Origin of the sequence: Bacillus salacetis, assembly GCF_049177075.1 — a bacterium.
Lineage (GTDB): Bacteria > Bacillota > Bacilli > Bacillales > Bacillaceae_B > Rossellomorea > Rossellomorea salacetis_A.
Map to the genome: position 1 here is coordinate 4,006,080 of NZ_CP185377.1, position 19,706 is coordinate 4,025,785.

Below are 19,706 nucleotides of genomic sequence, written 5' to 3' on the forward strand. Positions count from 1 at the left end.
AACAAAGAATGCTATCATTAACCTTATCATTGTCGGTTCAGCTGTTGTTGCCCTAACTTCTGGATGGAAGTTCTGGTAAAAAGCACACAGGCCGATCTTCTCCTATGAGGATCGGCCCTTATTATTTTTTCGTGAGAGTGATCAAGATGAAATTTAAAATTCAAAATGTCTATATTGCGTTTGTTTGCCTGGCGGGTACTGTTCTTTATCTTTATCACCTTAATCCGCAAGTAAACGAATTATCGAATTGGGTGTTCATTTATACACTTGTTGGAGCAGTATTGCTATTAAATCACTTCAATATTATCATCCCTCTTTCGGGTAATACCCTTTCAATGGACTCCTCAATATACTTAGCAGGGCTTTTTTTGTTTGGGCTTAAACTCCCTCTAATTGCCCTTGGCCTCAGCAGTTTAGTGTTTCTGTTGATACGATTTAAGCTTGAATGGTGGAAACACTTATTTAACTTTGCCAACTATTCCGTCATGTTGATTGCAACATACTATGTTTTCATCTTTACCGGAGGCTCGGTAGGAGAAACGGAAATTTCCAACATCATGCCTTATTCCATTGCATTGACCGTCTACTTCTCATTGAATGTCGGGATTATGTGGTTCTATTTTTACCTGGCCCAGAAGCCTTCGCTCAAAACCATTATCAGGACGGCTACACAAAAGCAGATTCTGCAAGAAGCCTTTACCAGCTACCTTAGTACTCTGGTCTTGTCGCTTGTGCTGACAATACTGATCAGCCAGCAGCCTATTTTCGGTATCTTCTTATTCCTGGCTCTTTCGATCATGCTATCTTTTGCGTTCAAAAATTTCTTTAACTTATATAAAGAAGAAGAAGCAAAAGCCAAGATGGATTTTCTTACCGGGCTTTACAACCACGGGCACTTCAAACTGCGATTAGATGAAATGCTGTCAGATAACCAAGGAGATCCCTTCTGTGTTGCCTTGATTGACTTGGATGATTTCAAGAAATTCAATGACGCGAATGGACATATTCAGGGAGATGAGCTGCTGAAATTTTTCGGAAAGTTCATGTGTGAAAAAACAAGAGACGAGTCTTATATTGCAGCACGATACGGTGGAGAAGAGTTCGGACTGATTCTGCCTGGTCTGGACAAACGCGAAGCCTTCACGTTTTTGAATAAAATCAGAAAAGAAATCAATGATACGTACTTTCCTGGTATAGAAACGTCGCCATTGGGCTGCATTTCATTCTCCGGCGGAATCGTAGAATACGAAAAAGGCACATACAGCTCATCCGAACTTCTATCCAAAGCAGATAAGGCGCTATACCATGCAAAAGCACAAGGAAAAAACGCTATCCAGGTTTATAAGGAAGATAATATCTATCCTCAGGGAATGGAATATGCGCAAGAAATCGATGCCCTCGAACAGCAGCTGCAAATCTTTTTATCTAAGGATATTTACACCTATCAGCACAGCAAACGGGTATTCTCATATGCCATGGGTATAAGCGAGAAGCTGCAGCTCAGCAGTGAAGAACGGCGGTCACTGATCCTGGGTGCCTTGATTCATGACATCGGGAAACTTGAAATCCCCCGCGATGTCATTAACAAAAAAGGCAGACTGGACGCCCATGAATGGGACATGATGAAGAAGCACGTCATCTACGGAAAAGAGATCATCTCCTCTATTAAAAAATACGATGAACTGCTCCCTTTGATTGAGCTTCACCATGAACGGTACGACGGCAAAGGCTATCCATACGGGTTAAAAGAAAGAAACATCCCAAAACTGGCAAGGATCCTTTGTATCATTGATTCCTTCGATGCGATGACCACCGAAAGGCCTTACCAGAAAACCAAAACCTTCTCAGAAGGAATCCAGGAACTTCGAAATTGCGCTGGCCACCAATTCGATCCGGAATATGTTGAACCCTTCATCAAGATGATTGAAGACAACTATGCTGACAAACTGGCAAGCGAGAAAGAAGCTGTCCTCGTGTAGAAACTTGGACAGGTCAGTTGTCTAAAAGAGAGCGTCACTATTATGTAAGTAGTTCGTTTTTGAAGTAGAAGAGCAGAATCGTACCAAGGTAAATCACATTCTCTTAGACAACAACGCAGAGGTTTTAATCCTCTGCGTTTTTATAATCACTTGTTCTGCAACTGACGCATCCAGCTTGTTAAATAATCGATTCCTGCTTCATGTCCCACTACACCATAAAAAGGGACCAGCCGGATGAGATTACACTATAAGGGAAGAAATTTCCCTTATAGAAGAAATGTCGGGGAAAATAGGTTAAATAAAGGAAAATTTTTCTGCTATTGACTTAAAAAAGATGAAAATTGGACTACTTAACTATGCTTAACGGAAAAACCTTCCCTTATTTCCCCCTCCCCAGCTATATTCTACAGTTTAACGGAAAGTTCTTCCCTTATTTTAAATATCCTTGGTCACTTAATCAATTAAGTTAATATTCGAGATTTTATTTCTCTGATAAGACCAATCATATCTTTAAGCCGAAAGACCCAATTAGGTCTTTTCGCCTAAAGTACTTTTCAAGAGTTAGAGTTAAACTTTTCCATAAATTAGTTACTATTAACTACTTCGGATGCCGAAATTTATTAAATTAATGGATTAATAGGAATATTAACACCGTTCACCCTTAATTGTAAGATAATTCTAAATAATCATGAAATAGGACTTGCTGCCCTCTATAATGGTAAATAACTTACATAAAGGAGGAATTCTATTTTGAAAAAGAAGTTTATTGCCCCACTAGTCATCACCACTACATTACTTTCTGCATCTCTTCCCTACAGCAGCGTTTTGGCGGTACAACCGGATAAACAAGCATCTCAGCAAACAGTAAAGCAGTGGAATGAAAAAGCCAATGTGCCGCTGTTTGTAAAAGAAAGACAAGCTGCCAAACGCAGTTCCGCGACTACCAGTGACGCCCTCAACTTTCTTCAAGAAAACAAATCAAAAGTGAAGATCAAGAATCCAAAGGCCGAACTTCAACTTAAAAAGGTTCAAAAAGATGAACTTGGCATGACCCATGTCCGTTTTAATCAAACAAAAAATGGCGTGCCGGTCGAAGGGACAGAAGTCATCGTACACTACAACAAAAATAATGAAATCACCGCAGTAAATGGAGCTCACAATAAGCAAGTCGAAGAAAGTACTATCGATACCACCCCTTCTGTTTCGGTCAAAGAAGCCTTGGCAACAGCTAAATCGTCCGTCGATTCCCCAGATATTCTCGATCAGATGCCAACAGCCGATCTTGTCATCTACCCATTCAATGGCGAGAACCAGCTGGCATACAAGGTAAATGTAAACTTCCTTGGAGACTCCCCTGGTAACTGGTTCGTATTCGTTGACGCAGAGTCGGGTGAAGTGATCGACCAGTACAATGCCATAATGCATGCAGATGAACTGAAGACGCAAAAAGGTGTCGGTACAGGGGTGCTGGGAGACCTCCGGGAGTTGCATGTGACCCGTACGAAGGATGCTCATTCGGGCACTGTATTTAATTTAGTTGATTTCAGCCATGAAGGGTTGGATCGGATTATTACGTATGATTACGATAATAGTACCGGCTATTTAAGTGTATTCTCCGGTAAAGACGCGTCCTTTAAGGATGAATACGATAAACCTGCGGTAGATGCCCATTTCAATTCTGAAAAAGTATATGACTATTACTTAAATGAACATGGGCGGAACTCTCTTGATGACAACGGAATGCCAATCCGGTCGGTAGTCCATTTTGGAGAAAATTATAATAATGCTTTCTGGAACGGCACTTACATGGTTTACGGCGATGGGGATGGTGAATTCTTTATTCCTCTATCAGCCGGCTTGGATGTAGCTGCTCATGAGATGACTCATGGAGTGACTACCAATTCTGCCAACCTTAAGTACCGAAACCAATCAGGCGCATTAAATGAAGCCTTCTCAGATATTTTCGGGGCTTTAATTGATGATTCTGATTGGGAAATCGGAGAAGACATCATGGCTCCGGCTGCAAAAGCGGATGGGAGAGAATCACTTCGAAGCTTAATCAACCCTAGTAAATACCCTGTTGGCGCAGATTATGTCCCGTATGGAAACGGCGATGGCATGTACCCATCCCATATGGATGAATTCTATGACCTGCCTCTTAAATTGGACAACGGCGGAGTTCACATTAACTCCTCCATCATCAACCATGCAGCTTACTTGACTGCACAGGATATCGGCCGTGAGAAACTTGGTAAAATCTATTACCGTGCGCTTACTGTCTATCTAACACCTACCTCTGACTTCAGTGATGCCCGAGAAGCTATCATCCAGTCAGCAACGGATATCTATGGTGAAGGCAGCACTGAAGTTGCAGCAGCAGCTGGCGGTTTTGATAAAGTCGGCATTAATGAGTAAAGGGTTAGATCGGGACACTCGGTGCGGGACGCGGGTTGAGTTGAGAAGATCGGAGTGCCTTTGAAAAGTTCTAAAGACACTTTTGATGGATTTGGAGAGTTGTTGTCTTATAGAATCGCTCTAAAGGCACTTTCGGACTGGAATAGGCCAGCTGATGTCCTTTAGAATCCTTCTCAAGACACTTTCCGGCTGGAAAAGGCCAGCTGATGTCCTTTAGAACAGTTCTAAAGACACTTTTGAGCCGGAATTAGAGAGTTGATGTCCTTTAAAATCGCTCGCAAGACACTTTCGGATTAGAAAAACCAAGCTAATGTCCTTTAGAATCCTTCTCAAGACACTTTCCGGCTGGAAAAGGTTAGCTGATGTCCTTTAGAACAGTTCTAAAGACACTTTTGATGGATTTGGAGAGTTGTTGTCTTATAGAATCGCTCTAAAGGCACTTTCGGACTGGAATAGGCCAGCTGATGTCCTTTAGAATCCTTCTCAAGACACTTTCCGGCTGGAAAAGGCCAGCTGATGTCCTTTAGAACTGGCCTAAAGACACTTTTGAGCCAGAATTAGAGTGTTGATGTCTTATAGAATCGCTCGCAAGACACTTTCGGATTAGAAAAACCAAGCTAATGTCCTTTAGAATCCTTCTCAAGACACTTTAGGGACGGAAAGGCTTACCGATGACCAACTAAAAAAGGTGGCACCCAATCAATTATGGGTGTCACCTTTTTTAGTTTTAAGCAGCCGTTTTCTTAGAGCCTATAGCTACAGCTCTTTTTAACAAAAGGTTTGCAGCGAAGATTCCAAGAAACGCAGTTGCTGCGAGAGTTACAACAGACCCAATCATGCCTGTTTTAACCGTCATAAGGAACAAGATCCCAACCAGCAGCATCGTCATAATGAGGACCGAATTCCAAAGCGTGCGATCCATGACTTTGGCCCTTATCTCCGCAGAAGGAATACTGCCTCTCTCTTCATTTACTGTTTTCAGAATCAATTTCAACCGCGGCAGATTGATGATTGGTCCCATCACCGTCATTAAAATGAGAGCTGCAAGTGAGAAATTAACCCATGCCTTCTCCCAGCCCCAAGTTGAAAACACGAGATAAAGACCTGGGAACAATACTAAAATGACACTGAAAGGCAACAGGCCATCCAGTTTAACAGCCAAGGAGGACCACTCCCGCAGGGATTCATTGTTCTTTGTATGTAACATGGCCACCATCGCTGTAAGCGTCATACCAACTGCTATAAACATAATAACTGTACCAATAATATGTAAAAATAAGACCAAATTGTATAACATATCCACCCTCCTTTCCGGTGACCATTATACCAGTGTTTACCATATGTTTGAAGCAGAGTATACCCTGCTGACTATCGAACACCTCTATTAACTCCCCCGGCACTTCCCTTAGTGGGATCAAACCTATTTCCTGCCCATAAGGTAACTGAAGACTTAAAACAGCATACAATTAAATACGATTTACTTAAAAGGAGGATCAGCATGCCTAAAAAGAAGAGCCTTTCTAAATCGATAGAGAAACAGGATAAAGCATTTGATAAAGAAATGGAGAAATACGAAAAGGAGATTTCCAAACTAAAGAAATCTATATTCAATGAAAAAAAAGATACCTAATTCTAAAAAACAACCAGCCCTTCCTTTTCTGGAGCATGAAACCTTTCTTCATACCCCTTCCCCTCCCTTTTTCCAGCCCCCTTGACTCCCGCTTCACCCAGTCTAAGCCACCATTCCCACCGCATAATTCCACCAATTACCAGGTTTGATTCTGCAAAAAGTTCAACAAAAGATGTTTTAGCGAACCATGAGTCGGGAACGAACGATAAGGCCGGCGAAAATTATACTAAAAAAACAAATTCCACTTGCAAGGGATGAGTATTAAAAGAAAACAGGAGGGTCTTTTCTAAATGAATAAGTTTCTACAAACCTTTTTATCTTTCATTTTAGTCGTCTCCACCTTTCTGGGAGCGCTGCCTGCAGCGGTTCAAGCAGAAACAGAGACCGATTACATAGTGAATAACAACTTTGAAGGATCAGAATGGCCGACAGAGCCGACGACAACCACAAGTGAATCGTTCGGTCCTTCTTATATTGCACAAGTTTATACCAACCAGGGGGACGCTTGGGAATTCAATCCCCAGCAGAATTACACACAAATTGCAGCGGATCCAATCCGTGAGAATAATAAAGTTGTAAAAATGGTCGATGACCAGGATGGAACAACTGGCCAAGGCGGAGCAACACGCCTGATCAATAACACCTTCACCTCTCAAGGAAGCGACCAAATTGCAGTCATTGAATTTGATTTTATGGGGAAAGAATTTGGTTCAGGTATCCGCTACCGTTTGATGAACAAGGGCGGCGACACAGTGATCGCATCCTTGGAAACATCTGATGGCAGCCTTTTTTACCGAACAGCCGCAGGCAGGGAACCATTAATCGATAACCTGCAGACTGACAGCTGGTACCATGTAAAAGCCACAATTGACCTCAGAACGAAGAAATACGATGTGACCGTGAGCGGTGCCGGGAATTCCGAAGTTAGCAATCTTGATTTCTATCAGCCGGCGGATGAGTTCGGCAGACTGGATATCAATACCGGGAACAGCTCAACATCTACAATCTTCTTAGACAACGTACAAATCTATAATCCTGAAATTCCGCCTGCAGCACCTACAGCTGTAACCGCAGAAGCAGGCGATCAAAAAGCGAAACTGTCATGGGGAACTGTATCAGACGCTGATTCTTATAACATAAAAAGAAGAACATCCACAGACGGCCCTTATGAAACCATCGCTGAGAATGTGACAGATTTCCACTACACAGATACTGGCCTGACAAACGGAACGGCTTACTATTATGTCATCAGTTCCGTAAACCAAGTCGGTGAAGGCCTGAATTCGGAAATTGTTGAAGTGACACCAGCAGCTGATCGTCATCTGCCTGAGACACCTGAGGACTACATAATCCATGATGACTTTGATGGAGATGGCTGGCCGACTGAACCGACAACAGAAAACGCAACAACAATCAACGACTATATTGTTGAAATCACAACCAACCAAGGGCAGGGCTGGAACTTTGACCCTGCAGAAAACTATGCTCAAATCACAGAAGATCCATTATTTGCGAGTAACAAAGTGATGAAGCTTCATGATGCACAGGATGGCTCAACCAATGAAGGCGGCTCCACCCGTGTATACAACAAAGAATTCCCGGCAGTGCCGAATGACACTACCGTTGTAGCGGAATTCGACTTTTTAGCAGAAAGCATCGGCTCCGGAAGCCGTTTCCGCCTTGTGAATGAAGGTGGCGACAGTACGATGGTATCCGTGGAATCCACTGGTGAAAACCTGGTTCTGCGAAGAGCGGATGACTCTACTGTCAATCTAATCGAAGGAATCCAAAGCAACACTTGGTACCATATCAAGATTACAGCAGACATGGTTTTGCAGAAATACGATATCGAAGTGAGCGGCGGTGCTGATGCTGAGATGCTTGCACAGCCATTCTATCAGCTGTCCGAAAACTTCGGCCGACTGGACATCAATACAGGAAACAGCTCCACTTCTACTTTTTATGTAGATGAAGTTGATGTGTACGAGCCTTCTGTTGTGCCGACAGCTCCAGCCGGAGTCGAGGCAAAACAAGGGAACGCCCAAATCAAGCTGACCTGGGACCAGGCAAGCGGCGCCACTTCTTATAACGTCAAGCGAAGCACATCCGCAGAAGGTCCATTCACAACCATCGCGGAAAATTTGACCGAACTTCAATACCATGATACCGAGCTTACAAATGGCACGACTTATTACTATGTGGTGAGCGGAGTCAATAATATCGGTGAAGGCGCAAATTCCGATTCTGTCAGCGTGACTCCATCTGCAGACATTCCACTGCCTGCCGCTCCGGAGGTTGACGTGACAGAACGAAGTGCTTCTGCCACGATTTCTTGGAATGATGTCGCAGACGCCGACAGATATACAATCAGACGCAGCACTTCCAAAGACAGAAATTATGAAGTCATCGCAGACGATTGGTCTGAAACGTCTTATCTTGATAACAGCCTGACAAACGGCACCACTTACTATTACACAGTTCAAGCAAGCGGTGTCGGCGGTGACGGTCCAAGTTCCGATGCTATCAGCGTACAGCCATCAGAACCATTGGACCGCCCGGCGAAACTGACAGCTATTGAAGGAAACAATAAAGTGGAACTTCAATGGAATGCTGTTGAAGGCGCAAGTTCTTATACTGTAAAAAGAAGCACCGAGAATGGCGGACCTTATGAAGTCATTACGGACGACATCCAGGGTGCAACTTTTACAGATGACACAGCCAGCAATGGAACGGACTATTACTACGTCGTTTCAGCGCATAACAACGAAACCGAAAGCATGAATTCCGTTGAGGTAAAAGCAACACCGTACCAAGTTACAGAAGGAGCACCGGCAATTCCGGACGGCTTTGATGCGAAAGCCCATGAAGGAGAAGCAGCACTGAGCTGGAACGAAACAGCCGATGCTGACACTTATACAGTAAAAAGAAGCACGGAAATCAGCGGACCTTACACAACGATCGCCGAAAATGTTAATACAACACTTTACACAGATTCTGATGTCACAAACGGTACTTCCTACTATTATGTAGTGACCGCGTCCAATGAAAATGGAAACAGCGGACTTTCAAATGAGCTTAATGTCGTGCCGGCAGAAAAAATTGTGGTGGCAAAAGATGGCTCAGGTGATTTTGAAACAATCCAGGCAGCTGTTGATTCCATTCCATCTGACAACGATGCACGCAAAGTGATCTATATCAAAAATGGAACCTATAAAGAAAAAGTCCATGTGACACAGCCATATGTCAGCTTTGTCGGTGAAAGTGCAGACAACACCATCATTGAATGGGATGACTACGGCGGCACAGACGGACAATCCGGTAACGTCGGCAGCACATTCAAGAGCCAGACCGTCAAAGTGACAGGTGACCATTTTACAGCAGCCCACATCACGTTCTTGAACAGCCGCGCACCGCGTGATCAATACGGTACAGCCGTTGCCTTGTCTGTCTTGAGTGACCAAGCAGTATTTACTGACATCAAGGCACTTGGACTGCAGGATACCCTTTACACTGGTGAAGGAAGACAGTATTACCGCGATTCTTATATCGAAGGTGAAGTCGACTTCATCTTTGGTGAAGCACCTGCTGTCGTATTTGAAAACAGTGAAATCCACAGTGTAGGCGCTGGTTATATCACAGCAGGAGCTCAGCCGGAAAAAGAAAATCCAGGCTTTGTATTCCTGAACTCCCGCCTGACGAAAGATGACTCTGTTGAAGAAGTTTATCTCGGCAGACCATGGAAAGACTTTGCGGATACTACATTCATCAACACATGGATGGATTCCCACATCGTCCCTGATGGTTGGAAACAGTGGTCGGGAACCGATAACCATAAAGTCGCAAACTATACCGAATTCAACAGTGCCGGCCCAGGGGCAAACCCGGAAGCACGCGTTGCTTGGTCCAAACAGTTGACAGCTGAGGAAGCCAATGCGTTGACCGTCCCTCGTATCCTGAATGGATGGAACCCTGAAGAGGCGGCAATCATTCTGGATGGTACAGAATTTGATAAAGATGTAACGGCTCCTGCGAAACCGGAAGTTAATCCTGTTAACGATCAGAGCACGACGGTAACAGGAACAGCTGAAGCAGGTTCCACTGTAAAAGTTACGAATGAAGCTGAGCAAATCGGTGAAGTTAATGCTGGAGAAAACGGCGAGTTTGCTATCTCCATCGATGCACAACCGGCCGGAACTGTATTGACTATTACAGCAGCCGACCAGGCAGGAAATGTAAGTGAAGAAGCAACCGTAACCGTTGCTTCCACAACGGACAAAGACGCACCGGTTTGGCCAGAAAACGCAGAATTGCAGGCATCAGCAACGGAAGGCTATGACCCTGATGTGACACTGCAATGGCCGGAAGCGAACGACAATGAAGAGTTGAGCACGTATAAAATTGTGGTCAATGACGAATTGGCAAAAGAAGTCGATGCAAACCATAACCAGACAAAAGTCAGCGACCTTGAACCTGGGGCTAACTACCAAGCATCTGTTATCGCAGTTGATGCTGCCGGTAATGAATCCAAGCCTCTGACCGTCACAGTTGAAACAGAAGCTGTAGACGTCGAACGCGTTGCTGGAATCAATCGTTACGAAACAGCCGTGGAAATCTCTAAAGAAGCATATGATGAGGCGGAAACTGTCGTCATTGCGCGCGGAGATAAGTTCCCTGATGCACTAGCGGGAACACCACTGGCACACCAGGCAGAAGCACCGATTCTTTTAACAAAGACAGATGAACTATCGGAAGTCACGAAGGAAGAGATTGCAAGATTGGGAGCGGAAAAAGTCATCGTTCTCGGCGGTACAAACGCTATCCATGAGAATGTCAGCCAAACCCTTGAAGGCATGGGACTGGCAGTCGACCGAATCAGCGGTGAAACCCGATTTGAAACCGCCGCACTAATCGCCAAGCGAATCTCAAGCAATCCGGAAAAAGTCATCATTGCCAATGGACGGAACTTCCCGGATGCCTTAACAGCAGCACCATATGCTGCACGCCAAGTGACTCCGATCCTTCTGACCGAAAAAGATGAAACCACAGCAGCAACCCTGGAATATGCCGGATTAGCTGACGAAACTGTCGTCGTCGGAGGAGAACGTGTCATTACTGCTGAAACCTATGAGCAATTCAACAACCCTGTTCGAATAAGCGGCGACAACCGCTATGGAACAGCAGTTGAAATCGCCAAATACTCTGAGGTCACAGCAGACGAAGCATTCATCGCAACAGGAAACGAATTTGCCGACGCCCTGACAGGATCCATCCTGGCTGCTCAGCAAAAAACACCACTGCTCCTAGTTGACGATGAAAAAATCAGAGAAGAAACAAAGAACTTCATTCACAAAAAAGAATACATGGACTTCACCATCCTCGGCGGTCCAGCAGCAGTACCTGAAAATGTCGAGGAAACATTGGAACATTAAACATTAATGAGACAAAGAACCCCCGCCAAGCCTGTCGGCTTCGCGGGGGTTTTTCTGATAGAAGGCACTTTAGCACATTAACGCAGTGGGGGACAGTCCCCCACTGCGTTAATGTGCTAAAGGTCGCGGCAACAGGACCTATTCATTTCTTAAACAAACGTTTGATTAATTACGTCAGGTCTGCAGCTTAATGGGATTTTTCGATTTTGGATGATCCTTTTCCTCTCCCCTGTTAAAACATTTCCAAATCCAACCGATATATATATGAATATATTCTTCTACAGGAGCAACCAAATGAGAATCTATCACAATATTTCATCTTTAAATACAGTCAATCAGTTAAAGAATAACAATAAAACATCTGAATCTTCCATGGAAAAGCTGTCATCAGGATTAAGAATCAACAAGGCAAGTGATGATGCGGCGGGTTTAGCGATCAGTGAGAAAATGAGAGCCCAAATAAGAGGGTTGCAGCAATCTCAAAGAAATATCCAGGATGGCATCTCCCTTTTACAAACAGCTGAGGGCGGCCTCTCGAGCATTCAAGAACCAAACCTGCTCAGACTTAGGGAATTGGCTGTTCAAGCTGCTAATGATACGTTAACGAATGATGATAGAGAGCAAATCCAGAAAGAAGTCGAGCAGATTAAGCAGGGAATAAATAATATTGCCACCAATACACAATTCAATGGAAGAGGGCTTTTGGACGGAACAGCCCTGCTCAACTATAATGCAGATACCCCGCAATCTACAATTGGAGCTACGGGTTCCGTTAGCGGCCATTTTGTTACGGAGGGGTGGATAAATGTTGGCCCCGGCGGAGCGAGAGTGAAATTGAACCCGGGAGAAGAAGTTGTTGAAGATCCCGATAACCGGATGTATACCGAGTTGCAGTTATATGCAGATATAGTGGATGGTCAAGCTGTAGGGCTGGACGTCTATAACATGCAGGGATATGTAGTCGTACTCAACCATCCAGCTGACACTTTCGAATACAACGGCATGACCTTTGATGTAAGCAATTATTCTGGTTTCGGGACCGGCAACCAGCATCAGGGAAATATTGTCGTAACCCCCGGGAACAATGACGGGATCATCAATAATGATTCAGATGACAGAATCTATTTACAAACAGGAGCAAATTCTGATGAGAACTTTCCTCTTGAACTAGCAGATGCCAGAACGACAGCTCTTGGAATAGATACTATTAATATGTCGACAAGACAAGGTGCCGAGGCTGCTCTCCTAAGAATAGATTATGCCACGCAAAAAGTTTCTACTGACCGCGGAAGATTCGGCGCATATCAAAACAGGTTGGAACACTCCTTAAATAATGTTTCTAACTATGAAATCAACCTGACAGCTGCTGAATCAAGAATCCGTGACACAGACATGGCAAAAAGTATGATGGAACTAACCAAATCAAATGTACTTTCACAAGCATCCCAATCTATGCTGAAACAGGGAGTTCAACAGCCCCAGCAGGTATTGGAGCTGCTAAAATAACCCGGGACGGCGGGATTGGCACTTTATCGCATTAACGCGGCGGGGGACAACGCGGCGGGGGACAGTCCCCCGCTGCGTTAATGCACTAAAGTGTAGAAGGTATCATCCTCATGTCCTCTCTCAATCTACAGTATAATCTATCTCTATCAAGTCCCAAGCCGTCACAATCCCTAGCGGTGTCTCATGAGGCAACCCGTTTTCTGTGATAATCACGGCTTCAAGCTCGAGCTTTTTCTGATGATGTTCTTCAAAGATCTCCTCAACTTCAAATATGTTGATGCTCTTAGGAACGTGAGATATCGGACGAGTTTTTTCATAGTCAAGAATATCCTTCACCTGGAAATTATGCAGGTTTACAACACTCCCTGCAATATGTTCAGCCATCCAATTGACAATTCCCCTGGTCGTTAATAGTCCCACACAAAGTCCATCCTTATAAACAGGAAATTGAGAGTAAGTACACTGTTTCATCTCATGTATGACACCTTCAAGGCTGTCCTCACCATCAAACCATATGACATTTTTAGTTGCAATACTCATGGCATAGTTGGGTTTCAGCAGGATTCCAGCTATTTTTTCAATCCTTTCCACTACCTCTTGATGAGGTTCGGCAATATAGTAGCCAGGCGAAATCTTCTCATGAACAATGGCATTTCTCAGTTTGGCGAACTGGATCAATTCATCCTCAAAAGTTTCTACAGCCTTGTGCCTCATTCCAAAACGTACCAGGGAAGTGAAACGGTCAGTCCTGGCTGACACTAGCTTCTTTAATTGTTCATGTATTTGATTAAAAGCAGCTTCAAACCGCTCAGACAGAATTGCTGTTGTAGTAGTTTCCAAGTGCAGGACACCCCTTCAAAAAAGTATCTTCTTATTCAATTTATTATACTATCTTGCTAGACGACTAGAAAGGGACCACGGAGAAGGTCGTACACTTTACCCCTTTAAAGCGGTGGGGGACTGTCCCCCACCGCTTTAAAGGGGTAAAGCACAGAGTTGCCTTATAAGTAATATTTTCCAGCAAAATATGGTACTATGAGAGTGATTCTAAATTTACGGAGGTATGTAATGAAAAAGATTTGCAGTGTTCTTTTGGTTTTTCTTTTGTCCTTGAGTTCCTTGATGTTTTCACCGTTAGAGACGGAGGCGCGGACGAAGTTTGATTTCAACCGGATTTCCGGTGAGACTAGGCTTGGGACGGCTATCAATGTTTCCCAGACGGGATGGCCGGACGGCTTGACGACTGACGAAAAGGCAGTGGTCCTGGCAAGAGCGGATGATCCTGCCGATGCCCTTGCTGCTGCGAGCCTTGCCGGAGTGAAAGATTCTCCTATTCTTTTAACCTATCCTAAGTCGCTGGATGACTCAGTCCTGATTGAGTTAACAAGATTAGGAGCCAAGAAAGTTTATCTGCTTGGCGGCACATCCGCCATTTCCAACACCGTAGAAACCACACTGAAATCCCACAACTTCACTGTACAGCGAATTGAAGGCGCAAACCGGTACGAGACCGCTTTTAACATCAACAAAACAGCCGGTACTTCCAACAACACGAAAGCCATTTTGGCAAACGGCGAAACGGTTGCTGATGCATTATCCGCTTCCGCCTATTCATCCATCCATGAAATACCTATCTATTTAACTATGCAAGATAAGATGCGCGTGAACCTGCCATCCAACATTAAGGAAGTGGATATTTTCGGAGGGCCTGCTGCAATTTCGACTACCATAGAAAAACAGTTGAAATCCAAAGGCATCACCGTCAATCGTTATGGCGGGGCAAACCGCTATGAAACCAGCATTCTCGCAAATCTGCACTTCGTGGAATCAGGAAAAATCATCATGGTCCGCGGGGAATCTGTAAAAACAGGCAAAGAGGACTATCCTGACGCGGTAGCCGCTTCCGGACTGGCCAACAAGCTCAACGCGAAAATTCTATTGGTCCACCCAACAAAGAATTACACAATCACTGATTCGTATATTAACAATAAAAACTTTGATACGTATGTACTTGGCGGGCTGAACGCAATCACGGATGATGTCATGGAAGGTTATGGATATAACTACATTCCAAGCCTGAGCTTCATTCAGTTTTTTGATGCAGGCAAGGGAGACAGCATTCTGATCCAGGGTCAGAACAAAGAGGTCTTAATTGATGGCGGCGGTCTGACCGATAATGAAGAGCTCTTCACCAAGCTTAAATATGAAGGTGTCGACAAGATTGATTACCTGATTTCAACGAACCCTGCTCCTGAACATATCGGCGGGTTAACGGATGTAATCAATGAATTCGAAGTATCGAAAGTCCTTGATTCCGGTTCGAGCGATACCTCGAGCGCGTACACAGAATATAAGAACCTTATCGAACAAAAGAACATCCCTTATGAAGTCCCTGCTGTAGGCAGTACTTTAAGCTTTGATGAGATGACGATCAAAGTATTGAACAATGGTGAAAAGAAAAGCGCCACAAATGACGGATCCCTTGTGCTGCAGCTGACATATGGAGATGTAAGCTTCATGTTAACAAGTGATGCGACCAAAGGCACTGAAGCAGATATTTTAAAAACGTTCAGTAAAAGTGAACTTCAATCTTCTATTTTAAAAGTAGGAAATCATGGGTCCGATGAATCCACTTCCCAAGCATTCCTGGATGCGGTCAGACCAAGCACAGCCATTTTATCCCATGGCGATGAAAGTGACTTGAGCGACGAGGTCGTAAACCGTCTTAAAGAGAACAAAGTGACGATGTACTCCACGAATAAATCGGGTGACATTCTGGCGTATACAAATGGTGCCTTCCCTTACACCATTAATGAAGCTCCTTTTACCGGTGATGATTATCCTGCTACCGGTAAACTGGATATCACCGGGCTGGATCTTGATCAAGAAACAGTAACCATCAAAAATGTTGATAACGTCGATGTCTTGATGGCAGGCTGGAAACTGCTGAGCGTTGAAGGAAATCAAACCTACGAGTTCCCTGATTACTTTGTCTTAAAATCAGGAGCAAGCGTCACCGTAACAGCCGGACGCAACGCTGTCGACAGCCCTCCCTCCAAGCTGTACTGGACTGGTGCCTATATCTGGAACAACTCTGGAGACAAAGCGGTCCTCTATGACCCGCAGGGCAAAGTCATCGATGAAATGACGAAATAAGGGCAAGGGCAGTTCCCGTGTCCCACCTCTGTACACCAAAAAAGGAATTCCCAGGGATCACCAAGTCACCCCGGGAATTCCTTTTTTAAATATCCTTAAAAGACCAATTAATCTCCCTCAAATCATACTCTTTATATCCCTGCATCTCGCCCCATTCCAGCATGGCTTCGTGGTCAGGGTTGTTTTCATCACCTATAATCCTCAGGAATTCCTCATATCCTGCCTGCCCTCCGACATCCTCCGGCGGTGTGCTCCCTTCGCCGTGCAGGCAGACCGGGTAATTCACTTTGTAATCCTGCACAACTTTTTCAACTTCAATCTGATGCTTCCAGCCGTCGCCGAAATCATAGTTATAGATTATGGACGATGACAGGCACTCGGACAGCTGGACATCCATTTCCATTTTCATCGGAGTTTCACTGTCGGGATTCACTACATCTTCGTAACAGACAAGATTCAGAATCGGGCTCTCTTTTTCGCCAGAACCTGCGTAAATTTCAAAGTCGTGAAGGTGGCTGTTTTGCCAGTTAAAAGCAATCTGCAGTGCCCTGTGCAATTGTTCGAAATTGTAATTTGTCGGAACCACAACCCTGCGCCAAACTGTATGCTTTTCCAGGAGCAAAGTCACTTTCAGCTCCGCTGCCTCCGAATGGAACACAGGCTTCCCGGCCATTTCCTCCAGGCTCTTAAACATTTCCTCATTCGGCGTTATGTAGCTGCTTTTCCCGATACCGGCTAACAAGCCGCTGATCTTCAAGCTCATGTCAACCTGGATGACCGAATCTTCAACAATCAAATCGGTCATAAAATGAGAATCCTCACAGGTTCGGTTCAACCTTCCGACAGATTTCCTGTCTTTGGTCTTGGTAAAAGTCACTTCGCCAGTGCGCTGGATATAGTCATCTATGATTTCATCCAGAATACCCTCAGCTCTGAACACTTCACGGATCGCCTGCTTCGCCAGTTCTCCCAGGTTCTTCAAATCCTTTGCTTTCACGCTATAAAGCACAATCGCATAAAAAGTCTTATCATTGACCAGCACAACCGCCTTCCTCCGGCCATACTTGACGATATTCGCATGCCACGAAAACAAATGATCCTCTTCAATCCGCCCAGCTGGAGAAACCTTCAATTCATCCAGCAGCTTCTTCGTACATTGAATAAGCATAAAATAACCTCCTGCGCTTTACCACACTAACGCAATGGGGGACTGTCCCCCACAGGGGTGTTGATTAGCTATATTTTTCCAAGTGATTGGCACAGACTCCCCCTTCGTTCAAAAAGCGATTTAACGGCACACCTTACTTCAACAGGTAAGGTGTATGCCACGTAACGACGCGTGAATTCTATGAAGGTGAAAGAGTGTAAAGTAGCCCATTCTTCCTTGGTTTCATTGTAAATCCAGCGTAAAAGCAAGTAACTGATAAGAGTGCCATAAACCTGGCTATATACAGAATTCGGAGAATTTCCAAAGAGATTGGACAGATCCAGGTTGCCTTTTACCCAACGGAAAAATAGCTCTATTTGCCAGCGAAGTTTATAGATATAAGCAATGTCCTCAGGGGACATCATCATTAAGTTCGAAGCTACTCTTATTTTGTTTCCTTCGTTGTCGGTAAAGGTAACCAATCTGAATCGAACCTTTGTTTTGCGGGTGCCTTTTCCAATAAAGGCTGTCAGGTCTTCCTTCACATTGCCCTCTTCATTAAGAGGTACACTGTGTTCCCTCTCTCCCGAGAGGGAGAATGAGCTAGCGACTCTAATCACAAAAAATTGATTGTTTTCCTGTAAATCCTCAAAGTCTCTCGTTCGCGCATATCCTCTATCTGCGGTGATGATAGAAAGAGGTTCCGTGTCTTCATACAACTTGGGCGCCATCATGACATCGTGATGCCGTCCAGTTGTAGGAATGACTTGGGTAGGTTGTCCTTCCTCTACATCGAATTTTGTATGGAGACGAATAGCATAGCGGGTGCGGGTGTAACCCGCCCAGCTCATATCTGGATGTTGAAAAGTAATGGTTGTGGAGTCAATTGCGAATAGTTTATAAGGCTTGAACAGTGCTCTGCGCACTCCACGCCCTAAGCGATTGACTAAACGAGAGAACAATTCTTGAAGGATCTGATAAGGAACGTTTTGAGCTTTTTTAGCGAGGGTTGAGTGGTCAACTGAAGGCAGATTTATCTTCCATTGTCTACATCGACTATGACCAAATCGAACTTGTTACACAGGCACATTACTTTCTTCCTGGGGCATTTTGGTTTCAGCATCTCGAAAGCTTTTCCAATCTTTCGCAGACGAAATGACAAAGAAACGTACCATATCTCGGGTGGAAAATTTTCTTGCGGTGTCGCGATAACCCCATTTCTCACAGAGGTTTTCTACCTCTTCTTCAGTAATGAACGTTTGAAGCATCTCTGATAATTTGTTAAAGTTAGTCAATGAAGCCACTCTCCTTTTTAGTGTTGTTAGCGGTAACAATTATTCTAAAAGAGAGTGGCTTTTTTTGTCTAATAATACCGTTTATTTTACATATTATGGTTAATCAACACCCGTGCTGTCCCCCATTGCGTTAGTGTGGTAAAGGATTTATTCTTTGGCAGCCAACGGGACCAACCCCCTCCCCGCTATTCGACCGTGAATTCTCCTTTGGCGATGACTTTGTCTTTTTTGATGATTTTCATTATGTATTCGCCATTTTCTTCTGGGGCGTAGATTTCTGTTATGACTCCAGGCCAGTCTGGAGGAACTTCATCTTCCCACTCATTGAAAATGTGTTCAGTACCGTTTTCCCTCTTCTCTACAACTACTTTATAGGCACCGCCTTTGTAATCCGGAAAATCGAAAGAAAAGAACATACTTTCTCCTTTTTCAAAGGAATCAGCAGCCTCGGTTATTATTCCCTCTTCTTCCCCATGCCCGAATTGAACAGGTGCGGTCGTCAAAGCCGGCTCCAGCACAAATACAGTCAGGAAAACATAACCAATCATCATGGCAATAGCTATAAAAACACCCGCAATACTGGTTCCGCCAGCTTTAGTCAGCCTATCTTCAGAGGCAGTCCCCTTGTCTTCCAGCTTCTTGATTTTTTTCTCGGCATATAGATAATAAATATGATTGCCCAAAACTGCCATTATTCCCCACATAAACGATGCATTCAACGCCTCTGCAGGCCAATCAATAGAATAAGAGACGGCATCGATTGCAAGCCACAAGAGCAAAATGATTACCATATACCCATACATCTTTCGATAACCAAGCCAAAAGTAGCCAGTCAGGAACGCAGCCCAGTTCCAGCTGATTTTTTTCCTCGGACCATTGTCTCCAATGTCCCATTTTTTTAAGTAGTAATCTGAATTCTTCCCTACAAAAGTTTTAAGGCTGGACTCCTTGGAAGGAGCCTCTCTCTCTTCGATACTTTCGCTAGTTAAGGAATGACCGCAATTCTGGCAGTATTTCCCCTCCCCTGTTTGTTTCTCACCACAATTTGAACAATACAAAATCAGACCCCTTTTCGTTTTCTATATATTCAGTTTAACACAGGAGCAATTCCGACGTTCCTGCGTCAAGAATTCCCAAAAAATAATAGAT

11 protein-coding genes and 1 pseudogene are annotated in these 19,706 nt (G+C 44.2%); 6 read left to right on the top strand and 6 right to left on the bottom strand.

Features of this window, described 5'->3' with window-relative positions:
• Window positions 1-146: 146 nt before the first annotated feature.
• Both ACOJQI_RS20695 and ACOJQI_RS20700 read left to right on the top strand, forming a co-directional pair.
• A complete protein-coding gene (locus tag ACOJQI_RS20695) occupies window positions 147-1,979 on the top strand; it encodes a diguanylate cyclase (protein WP_421381657.1) in 1,833 nt (610 codons plus the stop codon).
• A 750-nt stretch (window positions 1,980-2,729) separates the two neighbouring features.
• Window positions 2,730-4,394, top strand: a complete 1,665-nt coding sequence (locus tag ACOJQI_RS20700) for a M4 family metallopeptidase (protein ID WP_421381659.1) — start codon at window positions 2,730-2,732, stop codon at window positions 4,392-4,394.
• A gap of 727 nt (window positions 4,395-5,121) precedes the next feature.
• On the opposite strand, the gene ACOJQI_RS20705 is transcribed toward ACOJQI_RS20700, so the two are convergent.
• The gene (locus ACOJQI_RS20705) at window positions 5,122-5,691 is read right to left on the bottom strand and encodes a hypothetical protein (protein ID WP_421381661.1); all 570 of its coding nucleotides are present in this window, start codon (window positions 5,689-5,691) and stop codon (window positions 5,122-5,124) included.
• A 201-nt stretch (window positions 5,692-5,892) separates the two neighbouring features.
• On the opposite strand from ACOJQI_RS20705, the gene ACOJQI_RS20710 reads away from it, so the two are divergent.
• The 3 genes from ACOJQI_RS20710 (at window position 5,893) to ACOJQI_RS20720 (ending at window position 12,959) form a co-directional block, all read left to right on the top strand.
• Window positions 5,893-6,024, top strand: a complete 132-nt coding sequence (locus ACOJQI_RS20710) for a hypothetical protein (protein ID WP_421381662.1) — start codon at window positions 5,893-5,895, stop codon at window positions 6,022-6,024.
• Between the two features lie 290 nt (window positions 6,025-6,314).
• Entirely contained in the window at window positions 6,315-11,453 is a 5,139-nt protein-coding gene (locus ACOJQI_RS20715) for a pectinesterase family protein (protein WP_421381664.1), read from the top strand.
• A 294-nt stretch (window positions 11,454-11,747) separates the two neighbouring features.
• Window positions 11,748-12,959, top strand: coding sequence for a flagellin (locus tag ACOJQI_RS20720; protein ID WP_421381666.1), 1,212 nt, complete (start codon window positions 11,748-11,750; stop codon window positions 12,957-12,959).
• 120 nt (window positions 12,960-13,079) lie between these two features.
• Here the strand turns inward: ACOJQI_RS20720 and ACOJQI_RS20725 are convergent, their stop codons facing one another.
• Entirely contained in the window at window positions 13,080-13,799 is a 720-nt protein-coding gene (locus ACOJQI_RS20725; protein ID WP_421381668.1) for a CBS domain-containing protein, read from the bottom strand.
• Between the two features lie 228 nt (window positions 13,800-14,027).
• Here ACOJQI_RS20725 and ACOJQI_RS20730 point away from each other — a divergent pair, with 228 nt between their 5' ends.
• A complete protein-coding gene (locus ACOJQI_RS20730) occupies window positions 14,028-16,115 on the top strand; it encodes a cell wall-binding repeat-containing protein (RefSeq protein WP_421381670.1) in 2,088 nt (695 codons plus the stop codon).
• An 85-nt stretch (window positions 16,116-16,200) separates the two neighbouring features.
• On the opposite strand, the gene ACOJQI_RS20735 is transcribed toward ACOJQI_RS20730, so the two are convergent.
• From ACOJQI_RS20735 to ACOJQI_RS20750, 4 genes and pseudogenes are all read right to left on the bottom strand, one after another.
• A complete protein-coding gene (locus ACOJQI_RS20735; protein ID WP_421381672.1) occupies window positions 16,201-17,283 on the bottom strand; it encodes a plasmid pRiA4b ORF-3 family protein in 1,083 nt (360 codons plus the stop codon).
• A gap of 68 nt (window positions 17,284-17,351) precedes the next feature.
• Window positions 17,352-18,302 (bottom strand): annotated as a pseudogene (locus ACOJQI_RS20740) (IS4 family transposase); the annotation flags it as partial.
• A 36-nt stretch (window positions 18,303-18,338) separates the two neighbouring features.
• Entirely contained in the window at window positions 18,339-18,557 is a 219-nt protein-coding gene (locus tag ACOJQI_RS20745; RefSeq protein ID WP_421381674.1) for a hypothetical protein, read from the bottom strand.
• A 185-nt stretch (window positions 18,558-18,742) separates the two neighbouring features.
• A complete protein-coding gene (locus ACOJQI_RS20750; RefSeq protein WP_421381676.1) occupies window positions 18,743-19,615 on the bottom strand; it encodes a DUF2628 domain-containing protein in 873 nt (290 codons plus the stop codon).
• Window positions 19,616-19,706 lie beyond the last annotated feature (91 nt).